Annotated in this window: 15 protein-coding genes; 13 read left to right on the top strand and 2 right to left on the bottom strand. The window is 65.7% G+C overall.

Translation table 11 applies throughout. From position 1 onward, the window contains the following. The first annotated feature begins 160 nt into the window (after window positions 1-160). A complete protein-coding gene (locus RYH74_RS08935; RefSeq protein ID WP_317409280.1) occupies window positions 161-2,014 on the top strand; it encodes an ABC transporter ATP-binding protein in 1,854 nt (617 codons plus the stop codon). A gap of 103 nt (window positions 2,015-2,117) precedes the next feature. Here the strand turns inward: RYH74_RS08935 and RYH74_RS08930 are convergent, their stop codons facing one another. Beyond that, window positions 2,118-2,945, bottom strand: a complete 828-nt coding sequence (locus tag RYH74_RS08930) for an IclR family transcriptional regulator (protein ID WP_085618551.1) — start codon at window positions 2,943-2,945, stop codon at window positions 2,118-2,120. A 249-nt stretch (window positions 2,946-3,194) separates the two neighbouring features. On the opposite strand from RYH74_RS08930, the gene RYH74_RS08925 reads away from it, so the two are divergent. The 7 genes from RYH74_RS08925 to RYH74_RS08895 are packed head-to-tail and all read left to right on the top strand — an operon-like array spanning window position 3,195 to window position 9,709. Continuing rightward, a complete protein-coding gene (locus tag RYH74_RS08925) occupies window positions 3,195-4,214 on the top strand; it encodes an ABC transporter ATP-binding protein (RefSeq protein ID WP_085663317.1) in 1,020 nt (339 codons plus the stop codon). Beyond that, on the top strand, window positions 4,211-5,080 hold the full coding sequence (locus RYH74_RS08920) for an ABC transporter permease (RefSeq protein ID WP_013972117.1): 870 nt from the start codon (window positions 4,211-4,213) through the stop codon (window positions 5,078-5,080). Before RYH74_RS08925 ends, RYH74_RS08920 begins: the two co-directional genes overlap by 4 nt. A 4-nt stretch (window positions 5,081-5,084) precedes the next feature. Then, on the top strand, window positions 5,085-5,879 hold the full coding sequence (locus tag RYH74_RS08915) for an ABC transporter permease (protein WP_025339622.1): 795 nt from the start codon (window positions 5,085-5,087) through the stop codon (window positions 5,877-5,879). 14 nt (window positions 5,880-5,893) lie between these two features. Next, on the top strand, window positions 5,894-6,184 hold the full coding sequence (locus tag RYH74_RS08910) for a (2Fe-2S)-binding protein (RefSeq protein ID WP_025339623.1): 291 nt from the start codon (window positions 5,894-5,896) through the stop codon (window positions 6,182-6,184). Continuing rightward, the gene (locus RYH74_RS08905) at window positions 6,181-7,539 is read left to right on the top strand and encodes an FAD/NAD(P)-binding oxidoreductase (protein ID WP_317409279.1); all 1,359 of its coding nucleotides are present in this window, start codon (window positions 6,181-6,183) and stop codon (window positions 7,537-7,539) included. Before RYH74_RS08910 ends, RYH74_RS08905 begins: the two co-directional genes overlap by 4 nt. Continuing rightward, window positions 7,536-8,669, top strand: a complete 1,134-nt coding sequence (locus RYH74_RS08900; RefSeq protein WP_075045584.1) for an NAD(P)/FAD-dependent oxidoreductase — start codon at window positions 7,536-7,538, stop codon at window positions 8,667-8,669. Before RYH74_RS08905 ends, RYH74_RS08900 begins: the two co-directional genes overlap by 4 nt. Next, window positions 8,666-9,709, top strand: coding sequence for an ABC transporter substrate-binding protein (locus tag RYH74_RS08895; RefSeq protein WP_013972112.1), 1,044 nt, complete (start codon window positions 8,666-8,668; stop codon window positions 9,707-9,709). The genes RYH74_RS08900 and RYH74_RS08895 overlap by 4 nt, the downstream gene beginning before the upstream one ends. A gap of 229 nt (window positions 9,710-9,938) precedes the next feature. On the opposite strand, the gene RYH74_RS08890 is transcribed toward RYH74_RS08895, so the two are convergent. Further along, window positions 9,939-10,709, bottom strand: a complete 771-nt coding sequence (locus tag RYH74_RS08890) for an IclR family transcriptional regulator (RefSeq protein WP_025339626.1) — start codon at window positions 10,707-10,709, stop codon at window positions 9,939-9,941. A 154-nt stretch (window positions 10,710-10,863) separates the two neighbouring features. Here RYH74_RS08890 and RYH74_RS08885 point away from each other — a divergent pair, with 154 nt between their 5' ends. The 5 genes from RYH74_RS08885 to RYH74_RS08865 all read left to right on the top strand — a co-directional run bounded on the left by RYH74_RS08885 (window position 10,864) and on the right by RYH74_RS08865 (window position 16,946). Continuing rightward, on the top strand, window positions 10,864-11,673 hold the full coding sequence (locus RYH74_RS08885; protein ID WP_286100110.1) for a shikimate dehydrogenase family protein: 810 nt from the start codon (window positions 10,864-10,866) through the stop codon (window positions 11,671-11,673). A gap of 4 nt (window positions 11,674-11,677) precedes the next feature. Further along, a complete protein-coding gene (locus RYH74_RS08880; RefSeq protein WP_317409278.1) occupies window positions 11,678-13,411 on the top strand; it encodes an FAD-dependent oxidoreductase in 1,734 nt (577 codons plus the stop codon). Beyond that, window positions 13,396-13,716 carry an NIPSNAP family protein gene (locus RYH74_RS08875; protein WP_085663311.1) on the top strand — a complete coding sequence of 107 codons (321 nt, stop codon included), beginning with the start codon at window positions 13,396-13,398 and terminating at the stop codon, window positions 13,714-13,716. The genes RYH74_RS08880 and RYH74_RS08875 overlap by 16 nt, the downstream gene beginning before the upstream one ends. Window positions 13,717-13,749: 33 nt before the next feature. After that, window positions 13,750-15,429, top strand: coding sequence for an FAD-dependent oxidoreductase (locus RYH74_RS08870; protein WP_317409277.1), 1,680 nt, complete (start codon window positions 13,750-13,752; stop codon window positions 15,427-15,429). Between the two features lie 191 nt (window positions 15,430-15,620). Next, window positions 15,621-16,946 carry an MFS transporter gene (locus RYH74_RS08865; RefSeq protein WP_025339631.1) on the top strand — a complete coding sequence of 442 codons (1,326 nt, stop codon included), beginning with the start codon at window positions 15,621-15,623 and terminating at the stop codon, window positions 16,944-16,946. Window positions 16,947-17,020: the final 74 nt, after the last annotated feature.

Raw genomic sequence — 17,020 nt, 5'->3', positions numbered from 1 at the left:
CGGGTTCACCCGCGAAGCAGGCGACGCGGTGGACCGTGCTGGAAGCGCTGGACAGCGGCCAGCCGGTCAGCGAGTGCCAGAACGACACTGCACGAACCCCCGCACGCCTGAGTGATCTGTATGGTTAGCGCCAGGCAAAAGCTGATTTTCGGAGACAAGCATGCTGCGTATTTTTGAACGATGGCTCGACCCCTTCCCCCCTGACGAGATACCACCGCCACCGGTTGGCCTGTTGCGCTTCATGTGGGCCTGCACCCGGGGCGCGCGCGGCTACATCCTGGCGCTTGCGCTGCTCAGTGCCGGGGTATCGATCTACGAAGCCTGGCTGTTCGCCTTCCTCGGCCAGGTCGTGGACCTGCTTTCGGCCTGGCAGGCCGGCGGGGCCGTCGGCCCCGAAGAAACCCGGGTGCTGTGGGGCATCGGTATCGTCCTGCTGGTCAGCATCGGGTTGGTGGCGCTGCGCACCATGCTTCAGCACCAGGTACTGGCGATCAACTTGCCGCTGCGCCTGCGTTGGGACTTTCACCGGCTGATGCTGCGCCAGAGCCTGTCGTTCTTTTCTGACGAGTTTTCCGGCCGGGTCACCACCAAGGTGATGCAGACGGCGCTGGCGGTACGCGATGTGTTGTTCACCCTCATCGAGATCCTGCCCGGGATCGGTGTGTACTTCATCGCGATCATTGCCCTGGCCGGTGGCTTTGCCCTGAAACTGATGCTGCCATTCATTGCCTGGGTCGTGCTGTTCGGCCTGGCCATGCTGTATTTCGTGCCACGCCTGGGCAAGGTCGGCCAGGAGCAGGCCAACGCCCGATCATCGATGACCGGGCGGGTTTCTGACGCCTACACAAACATCACCACGGTGAAACTGTTCTCGCACGCCAACCGCGAAGCGCACTTCGCGCGCGCAGCCATGGAGGACTTCAAGCAGACCGGTTTTCGCCAGATGCGTCTGGTGAGCCAGTTCGAAATCGTCAACCAGGCGCTGGTGGTGGGCTTGATCATTGCTGCCGGTGGCTATGCGCTGTGGCTGTGGCACCAGGGCCAGGTCGGCACCGGGGCGGTGGCGGCGATCACCGCCATGGCCTTGCGTATCAACGGCATGTCGCACTGGATCATGTGGGAGATAACCTCGCTGTTCGAAAACATCGGCACCGTGCAGGACGGCATGGCCACCCTCACCCGCGGCCCCAAGGTAACGGATGCGCCCGGCGCTGCCGAGCTGGTAACCAAGGGGGGCGCGGTGAGTTTCGACAAGGTCGGCTTCAACTACAACGGCGAGCGCCAGGTACTCGACGACCTGAGCCTGCACATCCGCCCGGGCGAAAAAGTCGGTTTGGTCGGCCGCTCCGGCGCTGGCAAGTCCACCTTGATCAACCTGCTGCTGCGCTTCTACGACGTGGACCGTGGGGAAATCCGCATCGACGGTCAGGACGTGGCCAAGGTCACCCAGGACAGCCTGCGCAGCGCCATCGGCATGGTCACCCAGGACACCTCGCTGCTGCACCGCTCGATTCGCGACAACATCGCCTATGGCCGCCCAGATGCCACCGAAGCGCAGATCCGCGCCGCTGCGGCCAATGCCCAGGCCGATGGTTTCATCAGCCAGCTCAGCGACCGCCAGGGCAACACCGGTTACGACACTTTGGTGGGAGAGCGCGGCATCAAGCTGTCTGGTGGCCAGCGCCAGCGCATCGCCATTGCCCGGGTGATGCTGAAGAACGCGCCGATCCTGCTGCTGGACGAAGCCACCAGTGCGCTGGACTCGGAAGTGGAAGTGGCCATTCAGGAAAGCCTGGATGAAATGATGAAAGGCAAGACCGTCATCGCCATCGCCCACCGGTTGTCGACGATTGCCGCCATGGACCGGCTGATCGTGATGGATGAAGGGCGCATCATCGAACAAGGCACCCATGCGCAACTGCTGGCGAAGAATGGTATTTATGCACGGTTGTGGCAGCACCAGAGCGGCGGGTTCCTGGGTGAAGACCAGGGCGTGGCCGAGGCGATGGAGTAGGCCTGTATGGGAGCGGGCCCGGCGAACACCGGCAAAGCCGGTGCCATGCGTCGACCTCCATCAGTTTTCCATCGCGACGATCGACTGAGCTCAATCCTGGCCCTCAACCAAACACATGCGAAGGCCGGCGCAGCACCGGGTCGAACGGGTTGACCCGCTCGCCAATCGCCGCCGCCTCGCGCTTGAGCAGCGCCACCACGGTTGGCATGCGGTTGGGCCCCAGGCGGTCGCTGATGGTCGCCACGCTCAGGGCCGCCACCGCATGGCCGTTACGATCGAGGATCGGCACCGCCAGGCCGGCCATGCCATCGAGCACTCCGGTATTGCGCCCGGCATAGCCGAGGCTGCGCACATTGTCGATTTCGGCGCGCAGCATGACTTCGTCGTAATGGTGGAAATCCTTCAGCCGCGGCAGGTTGTAGCGGATCACCTCGTCGCGCTCCTCCTCCGGCAGGAAGGCCAGGATTGCCAGGCTGCCCTGCCCCACCCCCAAGGCCACACGGCCGCCAATATCGCCGGTGAAGGTACGGATCGGGTATGGCCCTTCGCTGCGGTCCAGGCACACCGCATCGAACCCCGAGCGCGCCAGCAGGAACAGCGAATCGCCCAGCGAGGCCGACAGCCGCAGCAGGCTGGGGCGCACCACATCGCGCAGGTTGCCGGCTTGCCCGGCCTTGGCCGCCAGGGCAAAAAAATCCAGGCTCAGCCGGTAGCGCTTGCTGGTCGCGCACTGATCGACCATGCCTTCTTCAATCAGGCTGCGCAGCAGGCGGTGGGTTGTGGGTTGCGCCAGGCCAACCCGCTGCGCCAGCTGGCTGACCTTCTCGCCCTCGCCGCCGCATTCTCCCAGCGCACGCAACACGGCGAACAAACGCGACACCGCACTGACACCTACTTCCTTGGCCTGCTCATTTCGCTTATCGGAATCCATCTTTCGTCAAACCCTTAAAAATTCCATTCAGTGGAATAATTTCAAAATAGCTGTCACCCAGTGAAATTACCCTTTGTCGCCATCCTAATCATTGCCCTACTCTCCGGTCCATAGGGCGATATCACAACATCGGCCGCCGCCACAGAAGCGAGCGCCAACGTCCGTAAAAGCATTGCTTTTCGCCGCTGGCGCTCTGCCCACCCTGAAACTGCCGGTTGACCCCGGTTCCGTTTGCGATGGAGCACAGCCATGACCTTTCTGTTGATCGACAAGCTTTGCAAGCGCTATGGCGCCACGGAGGCAGTGGCCAGCTCGTCACTGGCCATCGAGAAAGGCGAGTTCGTCTCCCTGCTTGGCCCTTCGGGCTGCGGCAAGACCACCACCCTGCAAATGATTGCCGGCTTCGTCGAGGTCACCAGCGGCCGCATTGTCCTCGACGGCCGCGACATCACCCACGCCAAGCCGGCCAGCCGAGGCCTGGGCGTGGTGTTCCAGAGCTACGCGCTGTTCCCGCACATGACCGTGCGCGACAACGTCGCCTTTGGCCTGCGCATGCGCAAGGTGGCCAACGCCGACATCGCCCGCAGGGTCGACCAGGCACTGGCGCTGGTGCGTCTGGACAAGCATGCCGAGCGCTACCCGCGCGAACTCTCCGGCGGCCAGCGTCAGCGGGTGGCCCTGGCCCGCGCACTGGTGATCGAACCGCCGGTACTGCTACTGGACGAACCGCTGTCCAACCTGGACGCCCACCTGCGTGAAGAAATGCAGTTCGAGATCTGTCGCATCCAGAACGAGGTCGGCATTACCACCTTGATGGTCACCCACGACCAGGCCGAGGCCTTGTCGATCAGCGACCGGGTGGTGGTGATGGAGGCCGGGCGCATCACCCAGGTAGATGACCCCTACCGCCTCTACGAACACCCGGGTACGCCCTTCATTTCCGACTTTGTCGGCAAGGCCAACCGCCTGCGCGGCGTAACCGGCCCCGGCGGGCAACCGCAGGCGAATGCCCAAGGCCCGCTGACCCTCAGCCTGCGCCCGGAAAAAATCAGCCTCGGCCCGGCCGGCAGCGGCAAGCTCGCAGGCCGCATCAGCTGCCGCTACTTCCTCGGCAGCCAGTGGCTGTATCGGGTCGACACCGCTCTGGGCAACCTGGCCGTGGTGCGTGCCAACGACGGCAACACACCGCTGGATGAAGGCACACAGGTCGGCCTGGACTGGAACGATGCCCTGCTGCGGGTACTGAACGCTGGCGAGGTGGCGGCATGAGCGCGGCAAAGCTGCGCAGCAGCGCCTGGGGCTACGGCCTCAGCAGCCCGGCGCTGCTGTTGTTCCTGGCCTTGCTGGTGGTGCCACTGGGGCTGACCGTGCTGCTGTCGTTCAACGCGTTCGACTACAGCAGCGGCATCCAGGCCGGCCAGTACACCCTCGGCCATTACCTGAGCCTGGTGACCGACACCTACTACTACGAGATCTTCTTCCGCACCTTCTGGATCAGCGCCCTGGTCACCCTGCTTTGCGTGCTGATCGGCATCCCCGAGGCCTTGGTGCTCAGCCGCATGGGCGCGCCGTGGCGCTCGATCTTCCTGATCCTGGTGCTGACCCCGCTGCTGATTTCGGTGGTAGTGCGTGCCTTCGGCTGGAGCCTGCTGCTGGGCGCCGACGGCCTGGTCAACCAGGGCATCACTGCTCTCGGCGGGCAGCCGGTGAAGCTGCTGTATACGCCCTTTGCGGTGATCATCGGCCTGGTCCACGTGATGCTGCCGTTCATGATCATCCCGGTGTGGACCTCGCTGCAGAAGCTCGACCCGGCTGCCGAGCAAGCCGCGCTGTCACTGGGTGCCAGCCAGTGGACGGTGTTCCGCCGCATCGTGCTGCCACAGATCATGCCCGGCGTGCTGTCGGGCACGCTGATCGTGTTCGGCCTGGCCGCCAGTTCGTTCGCCATCCCCGGTCTGCTGGGCGGGCGCCGGCTGAAGATGGTCGCCACCATGATCTACGACCAGTACCTGGCCGAACTGAACTGGCCGATGGGTGCCACCATCGCCGTGGCCCTGCTGCTGATCAACCTGCTGGTGATGCTCAGCTGGAACCGGCTGGTCGAACGCCGCTACAAACGCGCACTTGGAGTCTGAACCGATGACCCGTAACGGCCCGCTGGCCCTTTCCTTTCACGCCCTGGTGATGCTGTTCATGCTCGCCCCGCTGGTGGTGGTGTGCCTGGTGGCATTCACCCCGGAAAACACCCTGAGCCTGCCCACCGCCGGCTTCTCGCTGCGCTGGTTCAGCGCCGTGTTCGAGCGTGCCGATTTCCTCGATGCGTTCTACAACAGCCTGAAACTCGCGGCCCTGGCTGCCTCGCTGGCCACTTTGATCGCCGTGCCGGCGGGCCTGGCGATCACCCGCTACAGCTTCCCCGGCCAAGGCTTTCTCAACGGCCTGCTGCTGTCGCCGATCATCATCCCGCACCTGGTGCTGGGTGTGGCCTTGCTGCGGCTGTTCGCCTTGCTGGGGGTCAATGGCAGCTTCGCCTGGCTGGTGTTCGCCCATGTCGTGGTGATCACCCCTTACGTGCTGCGCCTGGTACTGGCTGCAGCCATCGGTATCGATCGCAGCGCCGAGCAGGCCGCGCAAAGCCTGGGTGCTGGCCGGGTCACGCTGTTCTGCAAGGTCACCCTGCCGATGATCCTGCCCGGTGTGGCCGGCGGCTGGCTGCTGGCGTTCATCAACAGCTTCGACGAAGTGACCCTGTCGATCTTCGTCACCTCGCCTGCCACCCAGACCCTGCCAGTGCGCATGTACGTATACGCCACCGAATCCATCGACCCGATGATGGCCGCCGTCTCGGCGCTGGTGATCGCCGTCACCGCCCTGACCATGGTCGCCCTGGACCGCGTATATGGCCTGGACCGCGTGCTGGTGGGCAAGCAATGACAAGGAATGCCCCCATGCCTCTGTTCAAGCGCGTGGCCGAACACGACCGCGAGCCTGTGCCCTTCCTGCTCGACGGCCAACCGGCCAGAGGCATGAGCGGCGATACCCTGCTGACTGCCATCCTGACCAATGCCGGGCACCTGCGCGGCAGCGACTTCAGCGCCGAACCACGCGCCGGCTTCTGCCTGATGGGCGCCTGCCAGGACTGCTGGGTACGCCTGCAGGATGGCCGCCGGGTACGCGCCTGCTCGACCTTTCTGGAACCGGGCCAGTGCGTGACCCGCGACCCGGGGCGTCAGCCATGAGTGCGATCGTGATCATCGGCGCCGGCCCGGCCGGCATCCGCGCCGCGCAAACCCTGGTAGCCCACGGCCTGCGCCCGGTGCTGCTGGACGAAGCCAGCCGCGGCGGCGGGCAGATCTACCGCCAGCAGCCGGCCAACTTTCGCCGCTCGGCCAAAGCGTTGTACGGCTTCGAGGCAGGAAAGGCGCAAGCCGTGCACGCCACCCTCGAGCAACTGCGCGGGCAGGTCGACTACCGCCCGGACACCCTGGTATGGAACGCCGAGCAGCAAGTGCTGGACACCTTGCAACAGGGCCAACTGGCCGACCGCCTGGCGTTCGACCGGGTGATCGTCGCCACCGGTGCCACCGACCGGGTGTTGCCGATACCCGGCTGGACCCTGCCTGGGGTCTATACCTTGGGCGCTGCGCAAATCGCCCTGAAGTTCCAGGGCTGCGCGATCGGTGAACGGGTGGTGCTGGCCGGCAGCGGGCCGCTGCTGTACCTGGTGGCCTACCAGTACGCCAAGGCCGGTGCCACGGTCAGCGCGGTGCTCGACACCTCACCGTTCAGCGCCCAGGTGCGTGCCCTGCCACGCCTGCTTCTGCAACCGGGCACCTTTGCCAAGGGCCTGTACTACCGAGCCTGGCTGGCCCGCAAGGGTGTGCCGGTGCACCAGGGCGTGACCCTGCTGGGTATCGACGGCGAGCAACGCGCCAGCGGTGTGCGCTGGCTGCACAATGGCCAGCAACACGACCTGCCATGCGACGCCGTGGCATTCGCCCACGCCCTGCGCAGTGAAACCCAACTGGCCGACCTGCTGGGTTGCCGGTTCGCCTGGAGCGCGCTCAACCGCGCCTGGCTACCGGTACGTGACGCCCAGGGCCGGGCCACCAGCCCCGGCGTGTACCTGGCAGGCGACGGTGCCGGCATCCTCGGTGCCGACGGTGCCGAGATGAGCGGTGAACTGGCCGCCCTGACACTGCTGGCCGACCTCGGCAAGCCCGGCAACCCGCAGCGCCAGCAGCAACTGGAAAGGCGCCTGGCCACCTTGCAGCGCTTCCGCCAAGGGCTGGAGCAGGCCTTTCCATTTCCCGAGCAGTGGGCCCGCCAAGCCCCGGACCAGCTCACCGTGTGCCGCTGCGAACAGATCAGCGCCGGGGAAATCCGCGCCACCGTGCGTGCCGGGCACTGGGAAATCAACCGGGTCAAGGCCATGTGCCGAGTCGGCATGGGCCGCTGCCAGGGCCGCGTGTGCGGTGCCGCTGCCGCCGAGTTGATCGCCTGCGAAAGCGGTCGGGCCATTGACCAGGTAGGGCGCCTGCGTGGCCAGGCACCGGTCAAGCCCCTGCCCTTTGGCCTGGAGATAAAACCATGAAGTTGATCGAAGTGGACGCCATCATCGTCGGCGGCGGCATCATCGGCAGCAGCGCGGCCTTGACCCTGGCTCGCGCTGGTCGGCAAGTGGCATTGCTGGAACGCGACTTCTGCGGCTCGCACTCCAGCGGGGTGAACTACGGCGGTGTGCGCCGCCAGGGCCGCTCGTTGGCCCAGCTGCCGTTGTCGATGCGCGCCCATGCCATCTGGGGGAATCTGCGCGATTGGATCGGCATCGATGGCGAATACGCCCGCAGCGGCCACCTGAAGCTGGCCCGCAGCGAAACCGACTTCGATGCCTTGAAGGCCTATGCCCGGCGTACCCAGGCTTTTGACCTTCGCCTGCAACTGCTTGAACGACGCGAACTGCGCCAGCGCTTCCCCTGGGTGGGCGATATCGCCGTCGGCGCCTCGTACTGCCCCGAGGACGGCCATGCCAACCCACGGCTGGTGTCACCGGCCTTCGCCCAGGCGGCCAGGCGCAGCGGCGCCCAGGTGCATGAGCAGTGCAAGGTGCTGGAGGTGGGGCACGACGGCCACCGTTTCAGCGTAAGCACCAGCAGCGGCCAAGGCTTCAAGGCGCCCTGGCTGTTGAATTGCGCCGGCGCCTGGTCGGCGCAACTGGCCGAGCAGTTCGGCGAGCCGGTGCCGCTGACCGCGGCCCACCCCGCCATGCTGGTCACCGAGCCGCTGCCGCTGTTCATGACCGCCAGCACCGGGGTCGAAGGCGGCGGCATCTACGCCCGCCAGGTGGCGCGTGGCAACTGCGTGCTGGGCGGCGGGCGCGGTTTTGCCCTTACCCCGACCACCGCCCGCCCGGGTCAGGCCGCAGTGCTCGACATCCTGCGCAACGCCACCGAGCTGTACCCGGCACTGGCCGGCGCCCAGGCCATTCGTACCTGGAGCGGCACCGAAGGCTACCTGCCCGATGACGAACCGGTGCTCGGCCCCAGCCTGCACCAGCCCGGCCTGCTGCATGGTTTCGGCTTTGCCGGTGCCGGCTTCCAGATAGGCCCGGCTGCCGGTGAAGCGTTGGCGCAATGCATCCTGCACGGCGCGCCGGCACTCAGCCTGGCGGCTTTTTCCATCAACCGCTTTCAGCCCAACCACCACAAGGAAAACCTGTCATGACGCACAAGCAACGTTTGCTCGCCCTGTTCTGCACCGTGCCCGGCCTGTTCGCCTGCCTGCCCGCCATGGCCCAACCCACGCTTTACCTGGGCATGAACGGCGGCACCATGGAACGGCTGTTCAGCGACAATATCCTGCCAAAGTTCGAGCAGGCCAACGGGGTGAAAGTGGTGATTGTCCCCGGCACCTCGGCCGACATCCTCGCCAAGGTCCAGGCCACGCCTAACAAGCCGTCGATCCATGTGATGGTGCTGGATGACGGCATCATGTACCGCGCCATCGGCATGGGCCTGTGCAGCACGCTCAAACCCAACCCGACCTTGGCCCAGTTGCCGGAAAAAGCCCTGATCAAGGACAAGGCCGCCGCAGTCAGCCTGGGCGTGACCGGGCTTGCCTACAACAGCCGCCTGTTCAAGGCCAATGGCTGGGCAGCGCCCACCTCGTGGAACGACCTGGCCGACCCGCGCTTCAAGGACAAGGTGGTGTTCCAGTCGATGGCATCGTCCACCTTCGGCCTGCATGGTTTCCTGATGTACAACCGCCTGCACGGCGGCAGCGATACCGATGTCAACCCGGGCTTCACGGCCTGGCAGAAGAACGTGGGCCCGAACGTGCTGGAGTACATCCCCAACTCGGCCAAGCTCTCGGAAATGGTGCAAACCGACGAAGCCGCGCTGTTCCCGCTCACCCCTACCCAGGTGACGGCGCTGAAGCTCAAAGGCATCCCGGTGGAGTACGCCGCGCCCAAGGAAGGTGCCGTGGTGCTCAACCAGGCCGAATGCGTCACGGCCAACAACGACCAGCCGGAGCTTGCGCAGAAGCTCGCCGAGTTCCTGCTCAGCCCCGAGGCGCAGTCGCCGGCCCTGGAGCTGGGTGACCAGATCCCGTCCAACCCCAACACACCTACCAGTGACAAGACCCGTGGCCAGGTCGAAGCCATGCAGACCTACCTGCAGACTGCCGTGACCATCGACTGGGACCAGGTCAACACCCAGCGCCCCGAATGGAACGCGCGCTGGAACCGCCAGATCGAGCGATAAGCCGAGGGCCTGGGCCGCTCCCGCCCCTTTGGGCTGCGCTGTCGGTCCGCGTACCCTGTGGGAGCGGCTTTAGCCGCGAAGAATCCAGCGCGGTGCATGGCACCGGCTGCGCCGGTGTTCGCGGCTGAAGCCGCTCCCACAGGGTCCCGGCTAGCTCAATGAATCATGTTCAGTTCTATGAGATCGAGTTTCCCGCGAAGAAGGCAACACACCTCCAAACCCTGACACCTCAATCCAGCACCGGCCGCAACAACGCCTGGGCCTCGTACAGGGTCGGCAGATACCGCAAGCGTATTTCATCCACACTCAACCGCGAAGCATGGGTGGTGATAGTCAACGTCGCTTTCAGCCGGCCAGCCCGGTCCAGCAGCGGCACACCCAGCACGCGCATGCCGATTTCATACTCCTGGTCCACGATACAGAACCCCTGCTCCTTCACCCGCAGCAACTCCGCCTCCAGCTGTAACCGGTCCGTCTGCGTATAAGGCGTCAAACCTCGCAGCGGGTTACGCGCAAAGTAGGCATCCCGCTCCCCCTCATCCAGCCAGGCCAGCCAGACGCGCCCGCCGGCGGTGCAATACATCGGCACCCGCGAACCCGGCCGGATCGACAACGAGGCCACATGGCTGTAGCGGCTACGTACCAGGTGGATGATCTCGTCACCATCACGGGTACCCACCGACACATGCTCCTGCGTCTGCCGCGCCACCTGCTCGACGATCGGCCGTAGCATGCGCGGCAGTTGTGCCGAGTCCACATACGCCTGGCCAAGGCGCAGCGCCTTGGGCGTAAGCCAGTACTCACGGCTGTCGGTTTCGGCAAACCCTTCGTGCACCAAGGTCAACAGAAACCGCCGCGCGGCACTGGGGGTAAGGCCGGACAACCTGGCCGCCTGGGGCACGCTAAGGCGCGGCTGCTCGGCGCTGAACAGCTGCATGAGCGCCAGGCCCTTCTGCAAGCCGGCGATCAGATCACGGGGGTGGATAGCGGGGGTGTTCATCTATTCGACTCGCGAGCAGGGCAAAAACAGCCGATTACCGCGATAACCGGATCAAGGATGCGATTATCGCACTAAAAGCCCGATCAGCGCATTGTTGCCCACGCCCCCTTGCCTCACCCTTGGCCTGCATAACAACGCCAATAAGGAGGTCAGCATGATTCGTGGTTCCACTGAACTGGTCGCCATCGTCGGTTCGCCCATTGCCCAGGTGAAGTCCCCCGAAAACTTCAACACCTGGTTCGCCAACAACAATTGCAACCTCGCCATGCTGCCCATCGACCTGCATGAGGCCGCACTGGATACCTTCGCCGGCACCCTGCGCGGCTGGCAGAACCTGCGCGGTTGCGTGGTCACCGTGCCGTACAAGCAGGCCCTGGCCAGCCGCCTGGACGGCCTGAGCGAGCGCGCAGCCGCGCTGGGCTCGGTCAATGTAGTGCGCCGCGAGCGAGACGGTCGCCTGCTGGGCGACAACGTGGACGGCGCCGGCTTCCTCGGTGCTGCGCGCAAACATGGCTTCGAGCCGGCAGGCAAGCGTGCGTTGGTGATCGGTTGTGGCGGGGTCGGCAGTGCCATCGCCTATGCGCTGGGCGAGTCCGGCATCGCCAGCATCACCCTCAGCGACCCCAGCACCGCGCGCATGGGCGCTGTGTGCGAGCTGCTCGGCAATGCCTTCCCCGCGGTCGAACTCGCCACCCGGGTCGACGGGCTGGAAGGCTTCGACCTGCTGGTCAACGCCTCCCCTGTCGGCATGGGCGGCAGCGCGGAACTGCCGCTGCCTGCCGCCCTGCTCGCCACCTTGCAAGCCGAAACCCTGGTCGCCGACGTGGTCACCTCGCCCGAGATCACCCCGCTGCTGAAGCGGGCACGCCAGGTTGGCTGCGCGGTTCAGACCGGCCCGGAAATGGCCTTCGCCCAGCTCGGCCACCTGGGCGCCTTCATGGGCGTCACGCCGCTGGAGATCTGAAGCCATGCCGACGCATGAACACGCGCAACACAACTTTGACCTGGTCGTGCTGGGGAGCGGCGCCGGTGGCTTTACCGCTGCCGCCACGGCCGCGCGCCATGGGTTGAAAGTGCTGGTGGTGGAAAAGGCCGAACACTTTGGCGGCACCTCGGCGATTTCCGGCGGGGCGGTGTGGCTCTACGGTACCGATCAAGCCCGCGCCGCTGGTGCGGTGGACTCCCCCGAGGCCATTCGCACCTACCTCAGGCAGGTCATCGGCGACGGCTACGACCCCGCCCTGGTCGACGCCTTCATCGAGCATGGCCACCAGGCGCTGCGCTGGCTGGAGCAGAACACCGAACTGCGCTACGCCCTGCGCCCGCACTCGCCGGACTACTACCCGGACGCCCCCGGTGCCACCCAGTTTGGCCGGGCGCTGGAGATGGTCGAGTACGACGGCAAGCAGCTCGGCCCGTACTTCAAGGACCTGCAGATGCCGCCGCCCGGCATGTTGCTGTTCGGCGGCATGATGGTCAACCGCGTGGATATCCAGCATTTTCTCAGTATCCGCCGCTCGCCCCGGTCGCTGTGGCATTGCCTCAAGCTGATGGCGCGTTATGCGCGGGACCGCCTGCGCCACCCGCGCGGCACGCGGCTAACCACCGGCAACGCCTTGATCGCCCGCCTGGCCAGCAGCGCCTTCGCCCATGGCACGCAGCTGTGGTTACGCAGCGAAGCCCTGGAGCTGATCGTCGAACGCGGCGTGGTCACCGGCGTGGTGGTGCAACGCGAAGGGCGCCGTGAACGGGTGCTGGCCCGGGGCGGTGTGGTGTGCGCCATGGGCGGGTTCGCTGCAGGCTCGCTGGCCGACAGCTACCGGCCGGCCCGGCAAGCGCCGCACCTGACCATGTCACCGCCCAGCAATGACGGCGCTGCCCTGCGCCTTGGCCAAGCCGTGGCCGCAGCCCAGGGTGAGGGCCTGGTGGCCAACTTCTTCTGGGCACCGGTTTCCGAACTGCGCCATGCCAGTGGCGAGCATGAGCGCTTCCCGCACCTGGTCACCGACCGCGCCAAGCCGGGCGTGATCGCGGTGAGCCAGGACGGGCGACGCTTCGTCAACGAGTCCGATTCCTACCACCACTTCGTGCAGACCATGTTCGCCAAAGGCATTGCCAGCTGCTGGCTGGTCTGCGATGCCGAGGCGATGAACCGCTACGGCCTGGGCCTGGCGCGGCCAAAGCCGGTGGACAACCAGGCATTGATCGACGCCGGCTACCTGCACCGCGCCGCAACAGCGCAGGCCCTGGCCGAGGCCATTGGCGTCGACCCACAGGTGTTCATGCAGACCCTGGAGCAGTTCAACGCCGACGCCCGAAACGGCATCGACCGTGCGTTCGGCAAAGGCGGCAACAGCTACAACCGCTACATGGGCGACCCGCAACACACGCCCAACCCATGCCTGGCGCCACTGACCAGCGGCCCGTTCTACGCCATCCGCATCCACACCGGCGACCTCGGCTCGGCCCGCGGCCTGGTGACCGACGCCCGGGCCAACGTGCTTAACCGCGATGGCCAGCCGATTGCCGGGCTGTATGCAGTCGGCAACGACATGAACTCGCTGATGAAAGGCACCTACCCCGGCCCCGGTATCACCCTGGGCCCAGCCCTCACCTTCGGCTGGCTCGCTGCCAACCACATCGCCGCGCGCCTGCAGGCACCAACCACCCCCATGGAGACTCCAGCATGTACTACGAACTGAGAACCTACACCCTCGACCCACTGAAAATGGGCGATTGGCTGAGCCTGTACCAAAGCCACGCGCTGGAGGTGCAAAGCGAGCATCTCGGTAACCTGGTCGGCTTTTTCACCAGCGAGTTCGGCGAGGTCAACCAAGTGGTGCATATCTGGGGTTATGCCAGCCTCGACGAGCGCATGGCACGCCGCGCAGCCATGGCAGCGGACCCGCGTTGGGCCGAGTTCTCACGGCGCAACCGCGAGCTGGGCGCGGTGCTGCACTTGCAGTCGCGAATGCTGCGGCCCACCGGTTTTTCGCCGCTGCAGTAAAACCTTCCTCCAACGCCTGAGCGGAACCCCACCATGCAACCCCTCGAATGTGACGTACTCGTCATCGGCTCCGGTGCCTCTGGCCTGGCTGCCGCCGTTACTGCCGCCCATCACGGCCTGCAGGTGATCGTCGCGGAAAAAGCCAGCCAACTGGGCGGCACCAGCGCCTGGTCGGGGGGCTGGCTGTGGATACCGCGCAACCCGCTGGCCATTGCCGAAGGCATCGTCGAGACCGACGATGCCCCGGAGCGCTACCTGCGCGGGCAAACCCATGTCAGCGAACTGGACACGCGCCAACGCGCCTTCCTGCACCATGGCCCGGAGATGGTGGCGTTCTTCCAGCAACACACCGCCGTACAGTTCCAGAGCGGCAGCCGCATGCCCGACATGCGCGAAGGCGACGGCAGCACGCACGGTGGCCGTTCGCTGTGCGCGCTGCCATACGACGGGCGCCTGCTCGGGCCCTGGCTGCACAAGCTGCGCCCACCGCTGGACATCGTCAGCCTGGCCGGCATGGGCATTGCCGGCGGCGCTGACATGGCCGCCTTCTTCAACGCCACACGCTCACCCACGGCCGCGCTGCATGTGGGCAAGCGCCTGCTGCGCCATGGTCGCGACCTGCTGCTGCACCGGCGCGGCCTGCAACTGGTCAATGGCAACGCCCTGGTGGCACGGCTGCTGCGCAGCGCCCTGAACCTTGGCGTGACGCTGCTGACCGACAAGCCGGCCAATCGCCTGCTGGGCGAAGGCCGGGTCAGCGGCGCACAGTTTGCCGACGGCCAGCTGATCCACGCCCGCCGCGGTGTGGTTTTGGCCTGCGGTGGCTTTGCGCATGATCGCCAGCGCATCGCGCAATTGATGCCGCATGCGCCGGACGGTGACCAGCACTACTCCGCCGCACCATGGGAAAACAGCGGCGACGGCCTGCGCCTGGGCGAGCAGGCCGGTGGCCTGGTCCAGGCGACTGCGCCCCATGCAGGTGCCTGGGCACCCGTGTCGCGGGTGCCGCGCAGCGATGGCAGTTTCGGCCATTTCCCGCACTTGATCGATCGCGCCAAGCCCGGTTTCATCGCCGTGCGCCGCGATGGCTGGCGCTTCGTCAACGAGGCCGATTGCTACCACGATTTCATGAACGCGCTGTTCGCCGCCACGCCGCAGGGTGAAACGCCGGAAGCCTGGCTGATCTGCGACCATGCTGCGCAACGGCGCTATGGCATCGGCTGGGCCAAGCCCTTCCCTTTCCCCACCCGCCACTATCAACGCTGCGGTTACCTGCACAGCGGTCGCACGCTGGCGCAACTGGCACAGCGCTGCGGGATCGACGCCGCGCAGTTGCAGCGCACGGTGGACGGTTTCAACCAACATGCAGCCCAGGGTGAAGATCCGGTTTTTCAGCGCGGTGCATCGGCCTACAACCGGGCGCAGGGCGAGCCGTTGCAAGCCCCCAATCCATCGCTGCGGCCACTGCTGCACGGGCCGTTCCACGCAGTGAAACTGTTGCCGGGCAGCCTGGGTACGTTCGCCGGCCTGGGCACGGATGCCTCGGCCCGGGTACTGGACCGCGAGGCGCGGCCGATCCCCGGGTTGTATGCGGTGGGCAACGACATGGACAGTGTGATGGGCGGATATTACCCGAGTGGCGGTATCACCTTGGGGCCGGGGATGACATTCGGTTATCTGGCTGGTAGAGCGTTGAGTACCTTGACCACCTGAAATCACGTTGCCCCTTGCCTCGCCCGCAGGCCCAACGCAACCGTTCGGTAACCGAACACTAGCCCTTCCCTTCAATTGACGCTGCTGCCTTCACTGCTCACCATGCACCGGCCTTGCGTGTCCCCTGCCTGGGAATCGGTCACGTACTCGTAGCACCGCAGCTGAATACAATTTCAAGAATCGAGCAGTTTATGAACCACTCCAAGATCACCCCCGCCGCCCCCCGGATGCCCCAGGGTTCGATCGGCGACAAGCTTCGCGGCGCCTTCGGCGTCGGCAAGACCCGTTGGGGCATGCTCGCCCTGGTGTTCTTCGCCACCACCCTGAACTACATCGACCGTGCTGCGCTCGGCATCATGCAGCCCGTCCTGGCCAAGGAAATGAGCTGGACGGCGATGGACTATGCCAACATCAACTTCTGGTTCCAGGTCGGCTATGCAGTCGGCTTCCTGCTGCAGGGTCGGCTGATCGACAAGGTCGGGGTAAAACGCGCGTTCTTCTTCGCCGTGCTGCTGTGGAGCCTGGCCACCGGCGCTCACGGCCTGGCCACCTCTGCCGCTGGTTTCATGGTCTGCCGCTTCATCCTCGGCCTGACCGAGGCCGCCAACTACCCGGCCTGCGTGAAGACCGTGCGGCTGTGGTTTCCGGCTGGCGAACGGGCCATCGCCACCGGCCTGTTCAACGCCGGCACCAACGTCGGCGCCATGGTCACGCCGGCGCTGCTGCCGCTGATTCTGGCCGTGTGGGGCTGGCAGGCCGCGTTCATCGCCATGGGCAGCCTGGGCCTGGTGTGGGTGGTGCTGTGGGTGCTGAAGTACTACAACCCTGAAGATCACCCGCGCGTGCGCCAGAGCGAGGTGGAGTACATCCAGCAGGATGACGAGCCCGAGCCGACCCGCGTGCCGTTCAGCCGCATCCTGCGCCTGCGTGGCACCTGGGCCTTCGCGGTGGCCTACGCGATTACCGCACCGGTGTTCTGGTTCTACCTGTACTGGCTGCCACCGTTCCTCAACCAGCAGTACAGCCTGGGCATCAACGTGACCCAGATGGGTATCCCGCTGATCATCATCTGGCTGACGGCAGACTTCGGCAGCATCGGCGGCGGCATCCTGTCTTCCTGGCTGATCGGCCGTGGCGTGCGCGCTACCACGGCGCGGCTGGTGTCGATGCTGATCTTCGCCTGCACCATGGTCAGCGTCACCTTTGCCGCCAACGCCAGTGGCCTGTGGGTCGCGGTGGCGGCCATCTCGCTGGCGGTGGGCGCACACCAGGCGTGGACAGCGAATATCTGGAGCCTGGTGATGGACTACACGCCCAAGCACCTGGTGAGCACGGTGTTCGGTTTCGGCAGCATGTGCGCTGCGATTGGCGGGATGTTCATGACGCAGATCGTCGGTAGCGTGCTGACCGCTACCAACAACAACTATGCCGTGTTGTTCACCATGATCCCGGCGATGTACTTCCTGGCGCTGGTGTGGATGTATTTCATGGCACCACGCAAGATCGAGAGCGCCTGAACGCGCTAGCCACTTACCTCTACGGGGCCCTTGCGGGCCCTTTTTTTGACCAGTCAGCAATCAGTAATTTACCT

It is taken from the genome of Pseudomonas sp. LSJ-87 (genome assembly GCF_032971465.1).
GTDB classification, from domain to species: domain Bacteria; phylum Pseudomonadota; class Gammaproteobacteria; order Pseudomonadales; family Pseudomonadaceae; genus Aquipseudomonas; species Aquipseudomonas putida_Z.
Note: the sequence above shows the minus strand (reverse complement) of the source record. Positions and strands in the feature narration are given on the sequence as shown.